An 18,817-nucleotide genomic window follows, 5' to 3' on the forward strand; every position below is an offset into this window, starting at 1 on the left:
TCCCTAATTCCATGGGTTTTCTACTAAAACCGCACCATCAGGACGCTTCAATAGGACTTTCCCCCTATTCCCAGCCCATTCTTTTAACGCTAGACCACCTTTTGGCAGTTGTAGCTGTATATCCACATTCAGCCCTGCTTGCTGAAAAGTTTCGAGTAACTCAATTGCCTGCTTTTTTGCAAAAGGCTGTTCAGTTCTCATCAACAAATCGATGTCACTGTACAGAGTGACTGTTTCAATACCCGTTGCCAGCTCAAATCCGAAACTTCCTGTATATCCCCAATACCCTGAAAAGCTCTTCATGATGCTGGAAATACGCTGCAAACGTTCTGCCAAGTGTTCAAACTGCTCTGTCCTTAGCTCAGTCAGCGCTTCGGGTTTAAGTTGTCTAGTAATGGCAGATCGTGGCATTTGAGTAGCATAACGTTGATGACGGAATTGCCCTCTTACGCCCACCGCGACCTGATCAACAGGAGTGATCGCCCGTCGTACCACAACAGGATCACCTCGCAGTAACACCTCTTTCACCCATAAAGGAGCATCATCAGCCAAGCAATCGACCGTCATGCCCCAGAGTAAATCATGGGCTTCAGGATCAAGTTTCATGACCATTGCTCACGCAATAATTCACGCACCTGTTTAGACATCTGACGATTTTGACCATGAAGCCTTTGTTCCAGCCCTCTAGACGGTTCAGCATGAATCTCTTTAAATACCTGTTCAACAGCCAGCTTTGCGAATGAAAGATCATCATTTGTCGGTTGTTCAGGGTTTTCAACAGATAACAGTTCAGATAACAAACCCAGTGTTGCATAACTCTCGATGTCATACGCCATTGGCGGAATGCTTGAGGCTAATTGTTCTAACTCATCAACCGACCGCAGTGTAACGCGTGCGGCAGATTCTTTACCCATTGCATGCACCATAACACCTGAGTCTTTTAAGGCAATAATACGATTGGCTTGGTAACCATGCGCCAAGAAAGCACCTGACATCGACTTCCCAACCAATAAACTCACAATAGGATGACCTGCCAATCTAGCTCTGGCATAGCTGTCTACTGCACCTGCTAAGGCTTGATGAATACCCAACAATTCTTCACGGCGTCCATAAGCCTGACTAGGCACATCCACCAGACATAAAATGCCACGTTTAGTTTCAGCGTCTGCATCGGCTTGAATCACTTCATCGACGACTCTTGCCAAACTCCAACCCTCAAGCAATCCAACTTCACCTTGTCTTGCACGCGGGAACAGATTATTGCTGTCTGGGACAACTGCAATGACCCGTACAGCTTGTTGACCAAGCTGACCATCTGCAACCAAAACAGAAGCAGGAAAGTCTTCAACCAATTTAAAACCCTGCGTGAAGGCCTTAAACCAAGCTGCACCCCGAGTAGATGCTTTTAATGTATCAATGGCGATATTCATGCTTGCTCTCCTTGATACAAAGCCTGAACCTGTGTTGGAGTGATCTGCTCAGCGGTATCGACCTGTTGTAGCTGTGCTAAATAGAATGAGTAATTTGAGCTCCGATGTTGAAGAGGTAAACCTTGCTGCAAATAATCAATCACTTGCTGACGGATTTTATTGCGGTCATCATCCACATAAGCATCGGCCAAACCGCTGGCGAAGCGCTGATTACCACCTGTAACACTCCAAATAAATGGGCGATCTTTGGCGTTATATTCTTGTATGCCTGCTTCCTGTTCAATCACTTGCGGGCCATTCAGTCCCAATCTTCCTTCTTGCGTCATCACAATATAACTGCATAATCCGGCAGCAATCGACATGCCACCAAAGCATCCAACACTTCCAGCAACTACAGCAATCACGGGTTGATACTGGCGTAAATTCACGATTGCAGCCTGAATTTCAGCAATTGCAGCCAAACCCAGATTTGCCTCTTGTAAGCGAACACCACCTGTCTCGAGCAGTAAAATTGCAGCAGTGGGAATACCATTAAGGTTATCTTCAACGGCAAGCTCCAAAGCGCCCGCAATTTTGGCACCTCCCACTTCTCCTAAACTTCCACCTTGAAATAAACCTTCGATAGAAATTAAAACCACGGGATGCTCTTGAACAGAACCTTTTGCAATCACCATGCCATCATCTGCTTGCGGCACAATATTTTGCTGAATAAGCCAAGGTGACATGACGCGTGCAAATGGGTCAAGCAACTCTCGGAAAGTGCCTTCGTCTAACAATGCTTTGGCTCGTTCCCTTGCGCTGAGTTCAATAAAATCTTGCTTATTTAACAAGCTCTGGATATCAGTCATGCGCAATCTCCTCCAATGCTTGTTCGAGACGTAAGCGAACCACTCCAGGCGTTGCACCAAAATCATGAATATCAATTTTGACCGCTGGCGGGATCTGCGCAGTAAAAATCCGTTCGAACAAATTGTGCCAACGTGCTGCACTGCCATCTACCGAAGTGACGACATGAATAGAAGCTTTTCCCTTTTCACCAGGTTGCATCAAAATTTCTAAATCACCCGAACCCACACATCCGACCAACGCTTTTTTTACAGGTGGCTCTGTCGCCACAAATTCAAAATGAAGTGTTTCCATAATCAAAATCCCTGTTTATTCTTTAAAGATGATTGCGCTACACGATCTATAAACAAAGTTGCGGCTAATAAATCTGCGGCACCGCCAGCAGAAGCTTTCATCCGAAGTAGATCAATCTCTAAAAGATGCAAAGCACGGCGACCGTTCAAGCTTGAGCTGCCACCCAAATCGAGTACGTGCTGTGCCCCTTGTTGCATACGCTTTAAACCCTGTTTGCCCGAGCGATAAAGCACGCAGGTATCGGTCAAATTAGTCATCATGGCAAGTAAGCTATCTAAGCGAGCGAACTCTTCTTTCATAGGTTGACTGCGGCTTTGATAAAGCTGCTTTAAACCAAAATTCACAATCGTTGGAAAGCCTTGTTGTGCCTGTTCTTTTGCACCTAAGATGCCTAGTTTTTTCTGTACCTGCTGACCATGGCTCAATGCCTGCTCAGGAATAAAACGATCTGCAAGCTGAGCAATCTGACCTGCTAACTGGCATAGCTCAACAGCCGATAAATATTGTTGATTGGTACGTGCCAATGCTGCCGCAGTCACCATTAAACCCAAGGCCCAAATTGCACCGCGATGTGTATTGACGCCATCTGTCGCCAACATCATAGCCTTTTCGCCCTGACGACCAATTTCACCAATCTCTTCACGCAAAGCTAAACAAACTTTTCCGTGATGCACTGCGGCTTGAGCCATCATCTTGAACATGGGCTGTAAACTTTTTGCAGAGCGCTCCATTAATTCCAGTGTCAGGTCATCATGAGCACCACTGCCACGGCGATCAACCAAGGCTGGTTTTGGTGTCAGATTTACTTCGTCAATCAACGCTTCTACAGCGAACTCAGCTAAAAGCTGACTATTGCTGAGTATTTGATATTGAACTTGTGCCATCATTACCAACTCCGGAATTTTGCAGGGGGTTGATATAGACCATCTGACCATGTCACCAAGTCGGCAATATTTTTTGCAGCTAACAGCTCACGTGTTGCATCGGTACGACGAATACCTAAATCTTCTGGAAATACCACTAAACCTTCACGTCTTAAACGTGCCGTAGTTTTAGGGTCTTGGCTTAGGCCAATACTGGTCACGCCTGCCACAGCAGCAATCATGGCCTGACGCTCTTCTTGGCTACTTGCTTTATATAAATAAGCAATGCCTTCTTCGGTGAGTAAATGCGTGACATCATCACCATAAATCATGATCGGTGCTAAAGGTAGACCTGCTGTTTTAGCAACATCAATCGCATCAAGACGTTCCACAAAAGTTGGTTTTCCACCTTCTTGAAAGGTTTCGACCATTTGCACAACCAGTTTTTTACCACGTGCCAAATAGGTTTCCGTTTCATTCGCACCTTGCAATCGCATATCTAGCCATGCAGGGGTATCGTGACGACGGCCACGAGGATCATGCCCCATGTTCGGCGCGCCACCGAAACCAGCCAAACGCCCCTTAGTGACAGTCGAAGAATGTCCCATACCATCGACTTGCAACGTTGCACCAATAAATAAATCAACTGCGTACTGACCTGCAAGCTGACACATCATGCGGTTGGAGCGTAATGACCCATCACGGCCAGTAAAAAAAACGTCTGGCCGAGCAGCGACATATTTTTCCATACCGAGTTCGGTACCAAAGCAATGCACGCTTTCTACCCAACCTGTCTCAATTGCTGGAATTAAAGTTGGATGAGGGTTCAGTGTCCAGTTTCTACAGATTTTTCCTTTTAACCCTAAAGACTCACCATAGGTCGGTAAAATCAGCTCAATTGCCGCAGTATTAAAACCAATGCCATGATTGAGAGACTGTACATTATGCTTTTCATAAATCCCACGAATGGCCATCATCGCCATAAGTACATGAACGGGTTTAATATGTTTTGGATCACGAGTAAATAGTGGTTCGATATAAAAAGGCTGATCCGCCACAACCACGTAATCAACCCAGGAAGCAGGAATATCGACACGTGGTAACTCTGAAACGTCATCGACCAGTTCGTTAACTTGTACAATCACAATCCCATCGCTAAAAGCCGCAGGTTCAATGAGTGCAGGAGAATCTTCCGTACTTGGACCCGTGTAAATATTGCCTTGACAGTCTGCCATAAAGCCCGCCGATAACACCACATTTGGAATGAGATCGACCACCAGGCGTGAATACAATTCGATATAGGTATGAATCGCACCAACTTCTAATAACCCATCTTCAATCAGCTGGCTGATACGCAAACTCTGTGGACCAGCAAAAGAAAAATCCAATTTGCGAGCAATACCTTTCTCAAATAGGTCGAGATGTTCTGAACGACCTACGCTCGGCATGATCATATGCAGATCATGCAAAACATCTGGATTGGTTTGTGCCAAAGAGCGTGATAAAAAATCTGCTTGTTTTTGATTATTGCCTTCGAGGACAACTTTATCACCCGGTGTAATCAATGTTTCCAAGACTTTAATAATGTCTTGAGTTGGAATGATCACACCATCGGTATATTGGTTTGCCATGTCCAGCTTTAGCTGTTTCGCATGACGCCGCTTTGTCCATAACCGTTCTTTATTCTGAACTGAGCCTTCCATGTGTATTACCTATAGATCACAGTTTTATTCTGAATCTATAAAAGCGCTTTATGGAATTTTGATCAATCAACCTACAGTGCTAATTATTAACCTGAAGTTAATGGTTATTCAGTAATAACTGTGATCGCAGGACTTCAACCCTTATCTATTAAAATATTTACGATGCTCCGCTCAAAATCTGATAGCCCAATCGACAAATCAAGATACTCACTAAAATCAAAAATAAAATACGGATAAAGCCACTGCCGTATTTTAGAGCCAAACGCACACCCAATAATGATCCTGCAATATTGGCAACCGCCATCATCAGTCCCAAGGCAAACAACACATGCCCTGTTGGGATGAAGAAACTCAGCGCTGCCAGATTGGTCATAAAGTTACCAATCTTTGACAATGCCGAAGCATGTAAAAAATCGACCTGTAAAAAGCGAATGAAAAAGAAAATAAAGAAACTGCCTGTCCCTGGACCAAAAATACCATCATAGAAACCAATGGCTAAGCTACCAATCGCAGCCAGTATCAGTAACTTAGGCGTGATTTGTTGATCGACATGCACTTGCCCAAATTGCTTCTTCATAAAGGTATAAATCGCAATCACGATCAACATGACCAAAACAATTGGTCTTAAGATATGTGTTGGTACTAACGATACACACGCCGCACCAATAAAGGAGCTGATAAAAGCAAATAGTGCAATCACACCGAGTAGTGACCATTGCAATTTGACCCGACGCACAAATGAAAATGCTGCTGAACCTGTGCCACAAATGGAGGCCAGTTTATTGGTTCCAAATAAGGTGGCAGGTGCAGTTTGTGGTAAAGCCCCCATCAAGGCTGGGATCTGAATCAAACCACCGCCACCTACGGCAGCATCAATGGTTCCCGCACAAAATGCAAAGAACACCAGTGTTAGAATCAGTTCCCATTCCATTGGCGATACCCTTATAGATTTAACAAGCGTTTTGGTACTAGACGTTTTTTATCCGTGATTTCAGCCAAACCTAGGCAACGTTCACCATCAAAAACCAACACTTCAGCTGCAGCTTCATGATCGATATTGCTTTCCTGACCGTTACCAAAATACTTTTCACGGCCTTCAGGCAATTGCACACGAGGAAAATGCTCAACAGGCGCATAGACTGGCAGCAATAATGCATCCCGCTCTTCGAGCGAAAGACCTTCTAAATATTCAATGGTATAGCTTGGATTAAGCTCAAAATGCCCTGTTTGGGTACGGTGTAATTGGGTTAAATGCCCACCACAACCCAAAGCTTCACCAATATCTTCACCTAAGACACGAATATAAGTCCCCTTGGAACAAGTCACATCCAACGTTAAGCTATCTTCAGTAAAGCCAAGCAAGCTTAAGTTATAAATGGTCACTGGACGTGCTTCACGCTCAATCTCAATGCCTTTACGTGCCAACTCATAAAGTGGACGACCATCACGTTTCAAGGCCGAATACATCGGTGGCACTTGCTGAATATCACCACGAAACTGTGCCAGAACTTGCTCAATATATGCTTCTGTTAAAGCCGGTACTTCTCTCTGCTGAAGAATTTCACCTTCAACATCACCTGTCGCTGTGGTCTGCCCCAATTTGACCGTGGTTTGATAACGTTTGGTTGATTCCAATAAATAATGTGAAAACTTGGTTGCTTCACCTAAACAGATCGGCAATAAACCTGTCGCCAATGGATCGAGCGCCCCTGTGTGTCCTGCTTTTTGCGCATTAAAAAGTCGACGCACTTTCTGTAGGGCAGAATTAGAACTTAAACCTAAAGGTTTATTTAATAGGAAAACACCGCTTAAATGGCGATAAGAACTTTTTTTCATAAAAGAAAAGTCAAAGCATAAAGGCCTATTTTAGCAAAACTCGGCCTAGGATTTAAAAAAGGATTGGCTTTTAGCCGCAAACAGACATAAAAAAATGCGCCAAAGGCGCATTTTTTTGCTTTACAACAAAGTTAAAATTAACCTTGTTTACGAGCTGGTAACTTTTCACGAATACGTGCAGCTTTACCAGACAACTCGCGTAGGTAGTAAAGTTTAGCACGACGAACGTCACCACGACGTTTCACTTCGATTTTAGCAACGATTGGAGAGTGAGTTTGGAAAACACGCTCAACACCAACACCGCTAGAGATTTTACGAACTGTGAAAGCAGAGTTCAAACCACGATTTTTCTTCGCGATTACAACACCTTCAAATGCTTGAAGACGTTCACGTTCACCCTCTTTTACTTTAACTTGAACGATAACTGTATCGCCCGGTGCAAAAGCAGGGATGTCTGATTTTAACTGTGCATTTTCAACAGCTTGAACTAAAGGATGTTTACCACTCATGTGGAATCTCCAATATGTGCGGGAGAGAAGAGGTCTCTGACACCGCTGGGAATAGAGGCTAAAGCGCATATCTCCCGTTTAACTTTCCCTTTAGGGCAAAATTGCCTTAAAGAGCCTATTTTTAACTTAAACTAGGTTTAAGTAGAACTCGAAGCAAAGCTTCTCGTTGGGTGCAAAGACAAACTGATACCAGTTTAACCTTTTGAATTTTTTAACCATTTAATTTGCTGTTTGCTCAACTCCACTTTTTCCACCAACTCTGGTCGACGGTCTAAAGTACGTTGATAACGCTGCAAAAAACGCCATTTTTCAATATTGGCATGATGTCCTGATTTAAGTACCTCAGGCACATCCAACCCTTCGAAACAGTCAGGCTTGGTATATTGTGGACAATCCAATAGACCATCTACAAAAGAATCTTGTATCGCAGATTGCTCGTCAGACATGACATTTGGCAATCGACGAATAATACTATCGAGCAATACCATGGCAGGAAGTTCACCACCCGATAATACGTAATCCCCAATTGACCATTCTTGATCAATATAATGCTGGATTAAACGCTCATCGACCCCTTCATAACGCCCACACAATACAATCAAACCATCATAATCAACGAATTGTTGTACTGCCTGTTCATTTAAGGTTTTGCCTTGCGGTGACATATACACCACTGGCGCATGAACACAGCCTGCTTGCATTGCAAGTTGTTTAGCATGGGTAATTGCTTGTGCCAAAGGTTCAGCCATCATCACCATACCAGGACCACCACCGAACGGACGTTCATCCACTCGTTTATAGTTGCCCTCAGCAAAATCTCGTGGGTTAATGCAAGTCACTTGCACGATGTCACGCTTTGCTGCACGCCCGCTAATCCCGTGCGCTGTAATCGCTTCAAACATTTCAGGAAACAATGTGATGACTGCAAAAAACACCGCAGACTCCTTTATTTTCCTGCTGCGCTACCTTCCCCGAAAGGATTAGTAGTCTACGCCCCAATTGACGTAAATACGACCAGCTTCAAGATCAACGCGTTGTACCACATCTTTATGCCAAGGAATCATTCGCTCTTCAGCATCAATGCTATCAGGCGTCGCTTTTACGACCATGACATCATTGGCACCTGTTTCAAACAGTTCGTAGATTTGACCGAGATTGACTTCTTGTTCTTGATCATCAAGACCTAACACCGTTAGACCTTTAAGATCAGACCAGTAGTACTCGTCTACATCTGCTTTTGGAAGCTGAGATTTGGCAATCCAGATATTCGCGCCAACCAGATTTTCTGCACCAGTACGATCATTCACGTCTTTTAATGCAACAACCAAGCCTTTGCCATGTGGTTTCCAACGTTTTACATCAATAGTTTGCCAACCTGCCTTGGTTTCAATGTACCAAGGAAGGTAGTCAAACATATTGCTCATAGGTTCTGTATTAGAGTAAACCCAGAGCCACCCATTCAATCCATAAGCTGAACGTAACTGTCCAATCTGAATACGATCTTCTGGCACATTCTGTGTCGATGTCATGGGCTACCTACTACAATTATGCAGTAGTTGCAGCTTTTTTAGCTTGAGCAGCTAAAGAAGCAACGCGATCTGAAGGTTGAGCACCTTGTGCAACCCAGTGAGCAAAACGGTCAGCATCTAAACGAACTTTTTCAGCTTTACCTTGTGCAGTTGGGTTAAAGAAACCAATACGCTCAATGAAACGACCATCACGTGCATTGCGGCTATCAGTTACAATGATTTGATAGAATGGACGTTTTTTTGCACCACCGCGCGCTAAACGAATAACAACCATGAGAACAACCTTATAATTTTTACGGATTATCCCTGCACCGACCATCGGCAACACTTCAAACCCCTTTCATAGAGGGCGATATTCTACGTTATATTTGCTTTGAAAGAAAGATTAAATTTCGGGTTATCCACAGCTCTGAATTTAATTTATAAAATCTGCTGAGTTACCAGTCTTCTGTCTCATTACCACAACTTGATGCAGTAATATTAGCTGCTGTTTTGGTCTTACATTTAAAGCCCGCACTGGTCATCAGTAAGGAATAATTTCTCGGGCTTTGACTCACAGCTTTTAAAGACCATGCCTGAGCGTTAACAGTCAACGTTAGCGTAAATTTTTGATTGCCATTGCTTGCATTCAAAGGTAGAAGCAAGGTGGTGTTGGTCGCACTTGGTACTGTGTAATAAGCGCCTTGATTCGTCGCGGTTCCTTTCAGCACGAAACCATCATAACTAAAATTTCGTGCTCGATGTTTTTCCAAAAGCTCTGCAACTTTAAGCATTTCTTGTTGTGCTGTAGATAAGTCTGCACGGCGGATATAGGTGTCATAACTCGGAATCGCAATCGCAGCAATAATTGCCACGATTGCAACCGTAATCATCAGTTCAATTAGAGTAAAACCTGTGCAATGTTTCCTCGTTACACAAGGACAAGTGCTTGGTCGGAAGTGATAAGAAACACGAGGTCTTACCACTTCCGAAGCCACACATCGACATAACTGCATTTTATTCATTACGTTCATACCAAGTGAGTGGCACTAATTGACGACGCATGGTATTCATTGGAAGTTTACTATTGCCAATTTTATCTGTTGCATTTGGATTCAGTAACTGGCGTGTCAGACCATTTTTGTCACTTAGACCAATTCCAGCACCCACCATCGAATCAACAATCCCATGCCCTGCACCAAAGCTCATCGTCACGTCTTTGACATCTTGTTCACAAACACCGAACGGTAAGCAGAAACGTTGAACTGTGGTCGCGCCATTGGCCTGAATTTTACAACCATTGCCTATAGTCGTATTGGGATTATAGACACTTGCATAAAGGCTCTTATTCATCACCACCATCTCGCTTAAAACCTTACTACCTGTTTGATTGGTGAGATTAACCTCTTTGCCCTGTGCATCCAGCTCTTTCCCAACAATGCTATTGGCCTGTACATACCAACCATTTGGCAGCATCGCTTTGACTTGAACCAGATTTTTTCCTTTCAAATCATTCGCTGTCAGCATTGCTTTAAGGTCTGTGATTAACAGTTTTGGTGTAGCATTACTGGTAACGGTGAAATTTCTACGCACTACATCTTGATCAAAGAGATTGTAAATCGTACTACTTGAAGCCTTGTCACTATATGGAAGGCTACGATTTCCTGACGCAATGCTGACCACTGCAAGCGGTTGTTCATAGCCGTATACGCTAAAGTTTGGTGCTTCATAGAAGCGACTATTGCTATCCTTGAACAACACGCTATAACCGCCACAACTACCAACTTTTGTACCAAAGTCTTTAGTTAGATCAATCCGCCAAACCTGCCCACCAAGATCACCAAAGTACAGGTGATCTGTAATACCATCTCCATCACGATCAACCGCATTGATACGACTCACAACGCTGTATAGATCTTTCATTTTCAATCCATAGCTCGCATCATCTGGATTACATGAGGTCGTTTGGCTATCTCCACCTGCATACCAAATCAAATCACCATTATCAGCATCAAACATATAAATCATCCGACCTTTGGTTGCACTGGTAATCGTTGGAACGACTTTTTCATACTCCATATCATAACCACCACCCACCAACATCACACGTTTTGCTGCGCCTTTATACATAATGGTGGTGATCGTCGGTTTAGACCAACTTTGCCCCATGGAAGCTAATGCGGCATTAGTTGTAGTTTTATAGGTCCCATTCGCTTGTAGACTAATAATTCGGTTATTATCTGGATCGATGTGGAATTTTAGTTTTGGCTGAGTGATATCACCTAAATCCAAAGCATAGTAGCTACGTCCACCCATGCGTAAACCACCATAAGCCATTTGCTTCCCTTTCGCGAGAACCTTACTGTCTTTTTTAATCTCACCAACCGTTGCAATAGCCTCACTACTGGTACTGCCGCTACTCACTGCTTTCATGCCATAGACATATTCGCTATACATCGTCCATGCACCATCAATCCCATAGGCCATATTGGCCTTTACACCTGATGGCTTTTCCAAAAATGCTTTACTTTGTTGCGTATTTTCCAGCATCTCATTCGGTACGAAGGCAAATATTTCCTCACCAGTTTTGGCATCAACGACATGTAATAGACCTTGAGTTGTGCCAAACAACATATAGTCTTTGCGTTCTTTCACACTATTGTCTGTATTAAAAATGGCTTCCTGTGTCAATTTAATCGGAGTTGAATGTAGATTCATGCCTACTTGCCAGTTGGTCCGATTCGCTTCAGTCAAATCAGCTGTTGATGCGGCATTGCCTACGTTATAGCCCAACAAGTTCATTAACAAATAGCCTTTTGCATCTGTAAAAGCAGAGCTTCCAGAACCACATTGGATATCTAAATATTTCTTATCAACCGTTTTCAACCCACCTACTTCTGTAAATTGATACGTTGTCGTATTTCCAATTTGTTGGCAATCTCGGTTAACCAATACTTTACGCTCGGTAATAATCGGTTTAGTTGGATCCGAGTTATCCGTCTTATTTTTTAAATTTTTAAGTTTGGCCAGTACCCCTCCCTTATTCCAATCTTGTACATCGTAGCTTGTTGAGCTGGCATCCCATGCGTCTTTGAGCTTATTAATAGAATTATCGGTTTCTACATAATACTTTTTAAAGTTCCCAAACCAACTGGCTTTTTCCGTTGGTTCAAACATACTTTTATAAACTTCATTACTCATCCGATATGGTGTAAGTGGGTCTTCAGGCAGTGTTTGCAGACCAATTGGGTCGCCATCTGTCACACCTAAGTCATCATGAAAATCCTTGATACTTTGTGCAATATTTTGGCTATTCGCAGCGTTATACCAACCACCACCACCGATCACGCCCCAACGTGCCATATTTTTAATATCTTCTGGATTTCTTGGTAATAAACGGTCTAACAGACTGGTAATCCCTGTGGTTAAACCACTGCCGATCAAACTATTTGGCAATAGACCATCTAAAAGTGCACCCGTGGCGCCCAGTAAATCACGCACTGCTTTCGGTACAATACCTGTTAACAGTTGATCCTGTGCCACATTGGTACTTGAAATTTGAGTTAGGCCTTTGGTATCAGTACTATTTTCCTGTCCCGCAATATACGCTGGAAGTTGTAAAAATGAGCGATCCAAACCGATCACTGCGGTTTTAATTGGGTTGGCTTTTAATGCCCGAATGTCACGTGCATAGGCACCAATACACTGCCATGTTGCAAAATCAGTATTATCATTTGAGTTTTTATTATTTCCTAACGTCGTAGATCTCAAATCTGTGGAATTACATCTAAATCCCCAACTATCATTCAAACGTCCATCTTTATATTGCACACTTAGAGTCTGACTATTATCCAGAGAACGTGCCATCAAGCGTTCCATCGCAACTTTGGTTGCATCTGACTGACTACCTTGAGGTTGCAATAAAGAGTCTGTTAAAGTCGGTGCAATGGTTGGTACTCCACCTGCGATCACCATTAAACCATTGGCATCACATTGCGGCGCTGTCGATGGCGCTTGATAAAAATTAGCATTACTTTTAATCAATGGATTAATACTGCTATTATTTTTTTGGCTATCACTAAAACCACTATATTTCGCATCTACATCGGCACGATATTCATAGAAAATCTCTTGCTTACCCACTTGTAAAATGCCTAACAAGTTTAATAAATTCCCATCGACTTTTTTATAACCACTGGTATTTGCCCCCAACAGACCTGCATATTTCCAATCAGCACAAGTCATACCATCGGCTTTCCAAGCATTACACTCATAATCAGTCCATAGCAGGGATATCCCACCAAGCCCTAATAAAGCATTACGTTTAGCATATTGTCTTGCACCTGTCCCCTTGGTAGTGTTCCCCAACAAGTAGGCGCCTGTTTCCGCATAGGTACTTGCCATTGGATTATTGCCACCAAGTCCCAACATGGTAAGCACATCATTTAAGGCATTATTGGTATTTTCCAAATTCAATAATTCACTCACCGCATCAAGTGGATTACTTAAAATTTTTCCTAGGGTGGCAACCACATCATTCAACAAACCACTGACTAGCTTCGGTACAATCGAGAGTAAGCTTTGCAAATTGAACTCACCTTTTGAATCCATATTTGAACTAGCGATATAGTCAATCATATGCTGGCGATGCGTCTGGGTTTTCCCGTTATACAAATAAGTATCACTAAGTAATTTGGGTTCAAATACAATTGCACCAGCACGATCATTCACGGTTTGGTTATAAGGTGAAATAGATAACCCGACCATGGTGCTATCAGGAATTTGATCTATATCAGGCAGACCAGCCTCACCCTTTTTACCTTTCAGAACATCAGTGAGCGCCATACGAACACGTGAATTTTTATCATAGCAGCGATAAATTCCTACCGTAGATGAATTGGTAATCGATTTAAGCAAACTAATATCAATCAGCGGATCACAAGTTTCACGAATATATTGTTCAGCAGATAAACCTGTTTTTACTCCCAATAAACCATTGAGTAAGTTATCTAATAACTTAACCGTCGCATCCGTAGTGACTACCGTACAAGATTGGCGAGGAAAGGGATAAGCTGTACTGGGCTGTTCTGTTTTAATTTCAGCAATCGAATCAAGAAGTCCTTGACCTTGTCCATTGCCGAGTAAACCTTTTAAAATAGCTTTATTGATCAGATCAGTCGCCTCTTTGGTCACATTAATTAAATCCGTCTGACCCGCAACCTTAATCCCCAAATTCAAACCATTTTTGCCAAGTACATCGGTAACCCCTTGATCGATACACAAGGGATAATCTTTCACCAAGTCCAAAAGACCTGCACCGCCCATACTACGAGACTGATCGACCATCAACATGAGACGTTTTTTATTGCCTGCTGCTGGTTGGTAAATCTCAATATCACTGGCAGAAGCCACTGATGAAAAAATCAAAAAACTAGATGCGATCGTACAACTCAACAATAATGCTTTGGTTCTGTGTTCTTGTAGACGCTCATGTTTGATCTGATTTTTTATCTTATTATTATTCATGACCTTTCTCCCTTATGAACTCGAAGGTTCAAAGTCAGACAAGAAACGATATTCTGCGACTTGTATGTTATATATCGGTTTTTCTGTATTTTGTTTTAAGCAGGTCGCAACATCATTTGCGCCGTTGTTATCAATACTTTTGGTTAAACAGCCCTTTTTAATATCGTTATCTGCGGTAAATAAAGCATCAGAGGTGAGTAAGCCCTGCATTACAGATACAACATAGACACGTAAGCGAATATTATTTTCAGTTTTTGCACCCAACACCTCTGTCCCACGGGACAAATCTGCAAAAGGAACTGTAGATCCGATTTCTCTTTTAATATAAACCTGTGTAACCACCTGTTTACGACCACTCGACTGAGATGCTGTATCATTCGTGGCATTGCTAGGATCAACTTTACAAGCACCGCTATTGGTTGCTATCGGCTCAAAAGTCGTACTATTTAAGCGGTAAGCCGCTTTACTTAATGCAAATGGTTCTGAACCCGAGAAACAAAACACCAGTTCCGCATTTTTGTTATTTTCATTTTTAAAGAACCCGACAACGCCATTGGCCGAAGCCAAATTCTGCTGCGTATTTGGATCTTGAAAATACATCAATGCCGCATCTGCATTTTGTGCCAAGAGCGCCTGTATTTGTTGATTACTCACCAATTTGAGTGAACTGATACTTTGACGAATCGCCAGTGTTCCAACTATCGTAATCATCAGTACGATCATCAATACAACGATCAATGTTGAACCGCGTTGAGCATACCTCATGTGCCAGCCCCCCCATTTGTGCAGCTTGTGCTTTTACTACTGTCACAGCCTTCTGAAACCCACCCCATCGCATTTCTTAAAGCAATCGTTTGATCAACGACCTGTCGTAAATAGTTATCCTGAGAAGCTGGTGTGAGATTGACTTTTGTTCCAAGAATCTGGAATGGCTCTTTATTTCTTTGTTTAATGACTGACTGATTGCCGGTTTTATCATCAGAGCGAACTAAAACGCCAATTTGAATCGCATGAACATAAGGACGAACCGTCTGTGTTACACCATCTACATTCTTTTTGGCGGCCGTCAAAGCCATATAGTTTTTAACATCCGTATAGGCCAACATACTGTTCGCACTGTTGAGATCTCCATCCATATATCCCAAACGAATTTGGAAAAGATCCACATTCGGCAAAATCACCTGACTTGTACTCCAAGCGAGCTTCAAACGATCTGTTGTGGTTTTGCTATCAAGTACTGCTTGCGTATATTGTGCAGCCTGACAACGTAAAGATTGACGTGCATCCGTTGAGGTCGAACCAACATAATAACGCTGTACCACAAAAGTTCCGCTTGCAACATCCTGTCCCGAGCAATCAATCCCACCTTGAGGTGCCTGATAGCGAATCAGCAATTGGTCATTGGTTAGTCCAGTAACATTGGCATTACCAAAACTAGCAATCTGATTATTCGAGAAACAATCCGTACAATTCAGGTCAATTTTTTCACCCACATTATTTGAGCTGAGCAAAATTCCTGCATAACTTGTTTGATCATTAATCGCAGGTATGGGTGAACTGAGATTGGCCTTACGAATATCATCCACAATGAAATTTAAACCCAGACTGGCATTGTCTTGGATATGCGCCATTGCTTTTTGTAGCTTATAACTGGTGATTCCCGTAATGAAAAGTTGAATCGCAGCAGCGACTATCAGTAAACCCAATGTCAGTGAAATCATCAGCTCGATCAGGGTAAATCCTGCCTGACCCTTACTATGTTTTAGATTTAAGAGACCTATTTCCATTTTAATATGCCTCCAAGAACAAACAATGTGATCCAGAAACATAAGCACCGTCTTTAATACATGCTGCAATGCCTTGATCACCTGCTAGATTGGTTTCATCCCAAGCGACATAAATACATTGTCGATTATTTCCAGTCGGGCACTGATCGATGGCAAGGTTCATCCCATTGTTTTTTGCTTCTAGTGCCGCATTTTGTAAATCTTGTAGGGCAATGTTTTCAGGTTTATCTGCTACAGTTGAAACATCAGTTTTAGGAACTTCCACTGCTTTAACCTTATATTTTCCTGCACGAGTTGCTTGTGGATTCGCTCTCATACGTTCTGCAAGATCCCGCGCGATGGTGGTTGCCAAGACCTGTTTATTCGCTTCAAAACTGGAATCAATTGCTCTTAACTGCAAAGCAGCAAAACCCAATACACTGATTGCCAATAAAACAAGAGCAACCAATACTTCCACGAGCCCAACACCTTTCTGTTTTTGAATATTCATGTGCAAGCTCCTTCTTTGATTGTGGTATCGCCAATCACCCCAACCTGAATACAGTAAGAAAGATTTTTCCGTTCTAAAATAAAATTCTTTTGTGCAGCAAGGCTGCCATTTCGTCTAAAGCTAAGATTGGTCGAGGAGGTATTGGCATTGGTCACACCATTATCTAAACGTGCAATAAAGATTCGTTGTGTTTCCACTTTTGGAATTGCAATTGCAGTTGCACAATCATCTTCTGATAAAGACGCGAGACAGACTCCTGTACTTTGTCTCAACAAAACAGCCTGACTACGAGCTTCTGAAATTTTCATCACCAGTTCACGTGCTGAAGACTCAAGCTTTTGTCGGCTATACATGGTTGCAAATGAAGGAGCTGCCATTAAAACAATGATGGCTAAAACAGCGATCGTGATAATGAGCTCAACCAACGTAAATCCTGAGATAGGAAACAGTCGAGTATTACTCGATCCTATCGCAAGACGAGAAGCTAGGCTTCGAGTACGAAGATGAACAAAGCTATGCTTTGTCTGAGCGCAAGATGGAGAGCTACGCTCGAAGTTGAACGGATGGAGTTGAACAACACTCGATCCTATCGCAAGACGAGTAACTGTAGCGCGAGACTGTAAGTCATCATGTGCTTGTTGCATACAGTCCTCCATATGCACAAATCTTTTTGTTTTAACGAACATTTTGATTAATTTTTTATTAAGCATTGATTTTACAAATTATTTTTACAAACCCTTTACAGGTCTTTAATTTTAAATCAGTAAAATCAAATCGTTATATTAATAAGATGAACGTTATTTTCGTGATTGTTTTCATGTTTAATACCAATTTCCGTCTAAAATGCACTTAAATCCACCTTTAAGAGATAAAAGGTAGGTAAGGACAGATAAATGATAAATGAGTCACATTCATTAATTATTGTTATTAAAAATATTAAATAGTTCACAAAAGGAGATACATAAAAAAAGCAAACACTGAGGTTTGCTTTTTTTATGTACTAGAAGACTATCAAACGTTAACGCCCATCCCAATTTGAAGTAGCGGTAGGAGTACAACTAGAACCTTTGGTCCAACATTTTTGGCCTAAAGAATTTAATACAATACTTCCATCACCCATTTGCGCCGCATTAGTTTTAGGGGCGGCTGTTAATGTCCATGTAGATGCTGTCGTCGTAAGTGTTAAATCATATAATGGCGCTCCAGATCTCGGTGTTACCGAACTTCCGTATACTCCAAATGTTCCAGTCAATGTAGCATCAGTATAAGTTCCTCGAGTCACTTTAAACTGACTAAGTGTATGTGCAATCAACATCATTTCAGATTGTGCATCTGCCCGTTTTGTTCTTTTGACGTATTGCTGATATGACGGATAAGCAATTGCCGCCAAAATCGCAACTATGGCGACAACAATCATTAATTCAATAAGGGTAAATCCATATTTATTATTCACTACCAGTCCTCGCTGCCCACACCACAATTAACTTTATTTGGAGGTGTGCTTGTTCCAGGATTTATGTTGATATTTGCAGGAGTAAGTGTTTTGCATTTAACTCCTGTACTTGTTAACAAATACGAGAAATTTTTTATTTCACTGCTCGTTGCAGTAATCACCCAACTCTGCCCCAATGCTCCGGCATCTGTAAGTAAAGGATTTGCACTCCCACCATCTTTAATCCTGAGTGTATATTGCGGACTGCTGCTTTCCAATGGTAAGGAAAGAGTTTGTGTTATCACTACAAAACTATCCACTCTCGGAGATGGTGGTTGGGGATATAAATATCGCGCATTAAACCCACGGTAAGTAAAATTTTTTAGCTTATGCCGTTCCAACTGCTCGGCGATTTTATACATTTCTTGTTGTGCTTGGGCTGCCACAGCACGGCGAGTAAAATATTGATAGCTCGGGATAGCAATTGCTACAAAAACTGAAACAATAACAAGAACTATCATCAATTCAATCAAGGTAAAACCTCGATTGAATTTATTCGGATGCTGAAATGCTGGTAGGTTTACATTTATCAT

Annotated in this window: 20 protein-coding genes; all 20 read right to left on the reverse strand. The window is 42.2% G+C overall.

Features of this window, described 5'->3' with window-relative positions; genetic code table 11:
• Window positions 1-3: 3 nt before the first annotated feature.
• On the reverse strand, window positions 4-612 hold the full coding sequence (locus F896_RS18310; RefSeq protein ID WP_155765770.1) for a malonate decarboxylase holo-ACP synthase: 609 nt from the start codon (window positions 610-612) through the stop codon (window positions 4-6).
• The gene (mdcE, locus tag F896_RS18305; RefSeq protein WP_016162267.1) at window positions 603-1,430 is read right to left on the reverse strand and encodes a biotin-independent malonate decarboxylase subunit gamma; all 828 of its coding nucleotides are present in this window, start codon (window positions 1,428-1,430) and stop codon (window positions 603-605) included. Before mdcE ends, F896_RS18310 begins: the two co-directional genes overlap by 10 nt.
• Complete coding sequence (locus F896_RS18300; protein WP_016162268.1) at window positions 1,427-2,278, reverse strand: biotin-independent malonate decarboxylase subunit beta; 852 nt, start codon at window positions 2,276-2,278, stop codon at window positions 1,427-1,429. Before F896_RS18300 ends, mdcE begins: the two co-directional genes overlap by 4 nt.
• Window positions 2,271-2,570, reverse strand: a complete 300-nt coding sequence (locus tag F896_RS18295) for a malonate decarboxylase subunit delta (RefSeq protein WP_016162269.1) — start codon at window positions 2,568-2,570, stop codon at window positions 2,271-2,273. The genes F896_RS18300 and F896_RS18295 overlap by 8 nt, the downstream gene beginning before the upstream one ends.
• A 2-nt stretch (window positions 2,571-2,572) precedes the next feature.
• Window positions 2,573-3,457, reverse strand: coding sequence for a triphosphoribosyl-dephospho-CoA synthase (locus tag F896_RS18290; RefSeq protein WP_016162270.1), 885 nt, complete (start codon window positions 3,455-3,457; stop codon window positions 2,573-2,575).
• Window positions 3,457-5,136 (reverse strand): malonate decarboxylase subunit alpha, encoded by a 1,680-nt coding sequence (mdcA, locus tag F896_RS18285; RefSeq protein ID WP_016162271.1) that lies wholly within the window; start codon window positions 5,134-5,136, stop codon window positions 3,457-3,459. The genes F896_RS18290 and mdcA overlap by 1 nt, the downstream gene beginning before the upstream one ends.
• A 157-nt stretch (window positions 5,137-5,293) precedes the next feature.
• Entirely contained in the window at window positions 5,294-6,067 is a 774-nt protein-coding gene (locus F896_RS18280) for a sulfite exporter TauE/SafE family protein (RefSeq protein WP_016162272.1), read from the reverse strand.
• Window positions 6,068-6,078: 11 nt separating this feature from the next.
• Window positions 6,079-6,972 carry a tRNA pseudouridine(55) synthase TruB gene (gene truB, locus F896_RS18275; protein WP_016162273.1) on the reverse strand — a complete coding sequence of 298 codons (894 nt, stop codon included), beginning with the start codon at window positions 6,970-6,972 and terminating at the stop codon, window positions 6,079-6,081.
• Between the two features lie 137 nt (window positions 6,973-7,109).
• A complete protein-coding gene (rplS, locus tag F896_RS18270; RefSeq protein WP_004803988.1) occupies window positions 7,110-7,481 on the reverse strand; it encodes a 50S ribosomal protein L19 in 372 nt (123 codons plus the stop codon).
• Between the two features lie 194 nt (window positions 7,482-7,675).
• Window positions 7,676-8,416 carry a tRNA (guanosine(37)-N1)-methyltransferase TrmD gene (gene trmD, locus F896_RS18265; RefSeq protein WP_016162274.1) on the reverse strand — a complete coding sequence of 247 codons (741 nt, stop codon included), beginning with the start codon at window positions 8,414-8,416 and terminating at the stop codon, window positions 7,676-7,678.
• Between the two features lie 45 nt (window positions 8,417-8,461).
• Window positions 8,462-9,010: a ribosome maturation factor RimM gene (gene rimM / locus F896_RS18260; protein WP_016162275.1), complete on the reverse strand. Its 549-nt coding sequence runs from the start codon at window positions 9,008-9,010 to the stop codon at window positions 8,462-8,464.
• 16 nt (window positions 9,011-9,026) lie between these two features.
• Window positions 9,027-9,284 carry a 30S ribosomal protein S16 gene (gene rpsP / locus F896_RS18255; RefSeq protein WP_004660208.1) on the reverse strand — a complete coding sequence of 86 codons (258 nt, stop codon included), beginning with the start codon at window positions 9,282-9,284 and terminating at the stop codon, window positions 9,027-9,029.
• Window positions 9,285-9,447: 163 nt separating this feature from the next.
• Window positions 9,448-9,882 (reverse strand): type IV pilin protein, encoded by a 435-nt coding sequence (locus F896_RS18250; protein ID WP_241333868.1) that lies wholly within the window; start codon window positions 9,880-9,882, stop codon window positions 9,448-9,450.
• A 124-nt stretch (window positions 9,883-10,006) separates the two neighbouring features.
• On the reverse strand, window positions 10,007-14,515 hold the full coding sequence (locus tag F896_RS18245) for a pilus assembly protein (RefSeq protein ID WP_016162277.1): 4,509 nt from the start codon (window positions 14,513-14,515) through the stop codon (window positions 10,007-10,009).
• Between the two features lie 12 nt (window positions 14,516-14,527).
• Window positions 14,528-15,280 carry a pilus assembly PilX family protein gene (locus F896_RS18240; protein WP_016162278.1) on the reverse strand — a complete coding sequence of 251 codons (753 nt, stop codon included), beginning with the start codon at window positions 15,278-15,280 and terminating at the stop codon, window positions 14,528-14,530.
• Window positions 15,277-16,302 (reverse strand): PilW family protein, encoded by a 1,026-nt coding sequence (locus F896_RS18235; RefSeq protein ID WP_016162279.1) that lies wholly within the window; start codon window positions 16,300-16,302, stop codon window positions 15,277-15,279. The genes F896_RS18240 and F896_RS18235 overlap by 4 nt, the downstream gene beginning before the upstream one ends.
• Before the next feature lies 1 nt (window position 16,303).
• Window positions 16,304-16,792: a type IV pilus modification protein PilV gene (gene pilV, locus F896_RS18230; RefSeq protein WP_016162280.1), complete on the reverse strand. Its 489-nt coding sequence runs from the start codon at window positions 16,790-16,792 to the stop codon at window positions 16,304-16,306.
• Entirely contained in the window at window positions 16,789-17,436 is a 648-nt protein-coding gene (locus tag F896_RS18225) for a GspH/FimT family pseudopilin (protein ID WP_016162281.1), read from the reverse strand. Before F896_RS18225 ends, pilV begins: the two co-directional genes overlap by 4 nt.
• A gap of 374 nt (window positions 17,437-17,810) precedes the next feature.
• Window positions 17,811-18,245: a type IV pilin protein gene (locus tag F896_RS18220; RefSeq protein ID WP_016162282.1), complete on the reverse strand. Its 435-nt coding sequence runs from the start codon at window positions 18,243-18,245 to the stop codon at window positions 17,811-17,813.
• The gene (locus tag F896_RS18215) at window positions 18,245-18,817 is read right to left on the reverse strand and encodes a type IV pilin protein (RefSeq protein ID WP_016162283.1); all 573 of its coding nucleotides are present in this window, start codon (window positions 18,815-18,817) and stop codon (window positions 18,245-18,247) included. Before F896_RS18215 ends, F896_RS18220 begins: the two co-directional genes overlap by 1 nt.

It is taken from the genome of Acinetobacter genomosp. 15BJ (assembly GCF_000400715.1).
Lineage (GTDB): Bacteria > Pseudomonadota > Gammaproteobacteria > Pseudomonadales > Moraxellaceae > Acinetobacter.

Excerpts from the sequence above, each read along its gene's own strand:
- F896_RS18310 (WP_155765770.1), bottom strand. The coding sequence starts at position 612 with ATGGTCATGAAACTTGATCCTGAAGCCCATGATTTACTCTGGGGCATG.
- mdcE (WP_016162267.1), bottom strand. The coding sequence starts at position 1,430 with ATGAATATCGCCATTGATACATTAAAAGCATCTACTCGGGGTGCAGCT.
- F896_RS18300 (WP_016162268.1), bottom strand. The coding sequence starts at position 2,278 with ATGACTGATATCCAGAGCTTGTTAAATAAGCAAGATTTTATTGAACTC.
- F896_RS18295 (WP_016162269.1), bottom strand. The coding sequence starts at position 2,570 with ATGGAAACACTTCATTTTGAATTTGTGGCGACAGAGCCACCTGTAAAA.
- F896_RS18290 (WP_016162270.1), bottom strand. The coding sequence starts at position 3,457 with ATGATGGCACAAGTTCAATATCAAATACTCAGCAATAGTCAGCTTTTA.
- mdcA (WP_016162271.1), bottom strand. The coding sequence starts at position 5,136 with ATGGAAGGCTCAGTTCAGAATAAAGAACGGTTATGGACAAAGCGGCGT.
- F896_RS18280 (WP_016162272.1), bottom strand. The coding sequence starts at position 6,067 with ATGGAATGGGAACTGATTCTAACACTGGTGTTCTTTGCATTTTGTGCG.
- truB (WP_016162273.1), bottom strand. The coding sequence starts at position 6,972 with ATGAAAAAAAGTTCTTATCGCCATTTAAGCGGTGTTTTCCTATTAAAT.
- rplS (WP_004803988.1), bottom strand. The coding sequence starts at position 7,481 with ATGAGTGGTAAACATCCTTTAGTTCAAGCTGTTGAAAATGCACAGTTA.
- rimM (WP_016162275.1), bottom strand. The coding sequence starts at position 9,010 with ATGACATCGACACAGAATGTGCCAGAAGATCGTATTCAGATTGGACAG.
- rpsP (WP_004660208.1), bottom strand. The coding sequence starts at position 9,284 with ATGGTTGTTATTCGTTTAGCGCGCGGTGGTGCAAAAAAACGTCCATTC.
- F896_RS18250 (WP_241333868.1), bottom strand. The coding sequence starts at position 9,882 with ATGATTACGGTTGCAATCGTGGCAATTATTGCTGCGATTGCGATTCCG.
- F896_RS18245 (WP_016162277.1), bottom strand. The coding sequence starts at position 14,515 with ATGAATAATAATAAGATAAAAAATCAGATCAAACATGAGCGTCTACAA.
- F896_RS18240 (WP_016162278.1), bottom strand. The coding sequence starts at position 15,280 with ATGAGGTATGCTCAACGCGGTTCAACATTGATCGTTGTATTGATGATC.
- F896_RS18235 (WP_016162279.1), bottom strand. The coding sequence starts at position 16,302 with ATGGAAATAGGTCTCTTAAATCTAAAACATAGTAAGGGTCAGGCAGGA.
- pilV (WP_016162280.1), bottom strand. The coding sequence starts at position 16,792 with ATGAATATTCAAAAACAGAAAGGTGTTGGGCTCGTGGAAGTATTGGTT.
- F896_RS18225 (WP_016162281.1), bottom strand. The coding sequence starts at position 17,436 with ATGCAACAAGCACATGATGACTTACAGTCTCGCGCTACAGTTACTCGT.
- F896_RS18215 (WP_016162283.1), bottom strand. The coding sequence starts at position 18,817 with ATGATAAATGTAAACCTACCAGCATTTCAGCATCCGAATAAATTCAAT.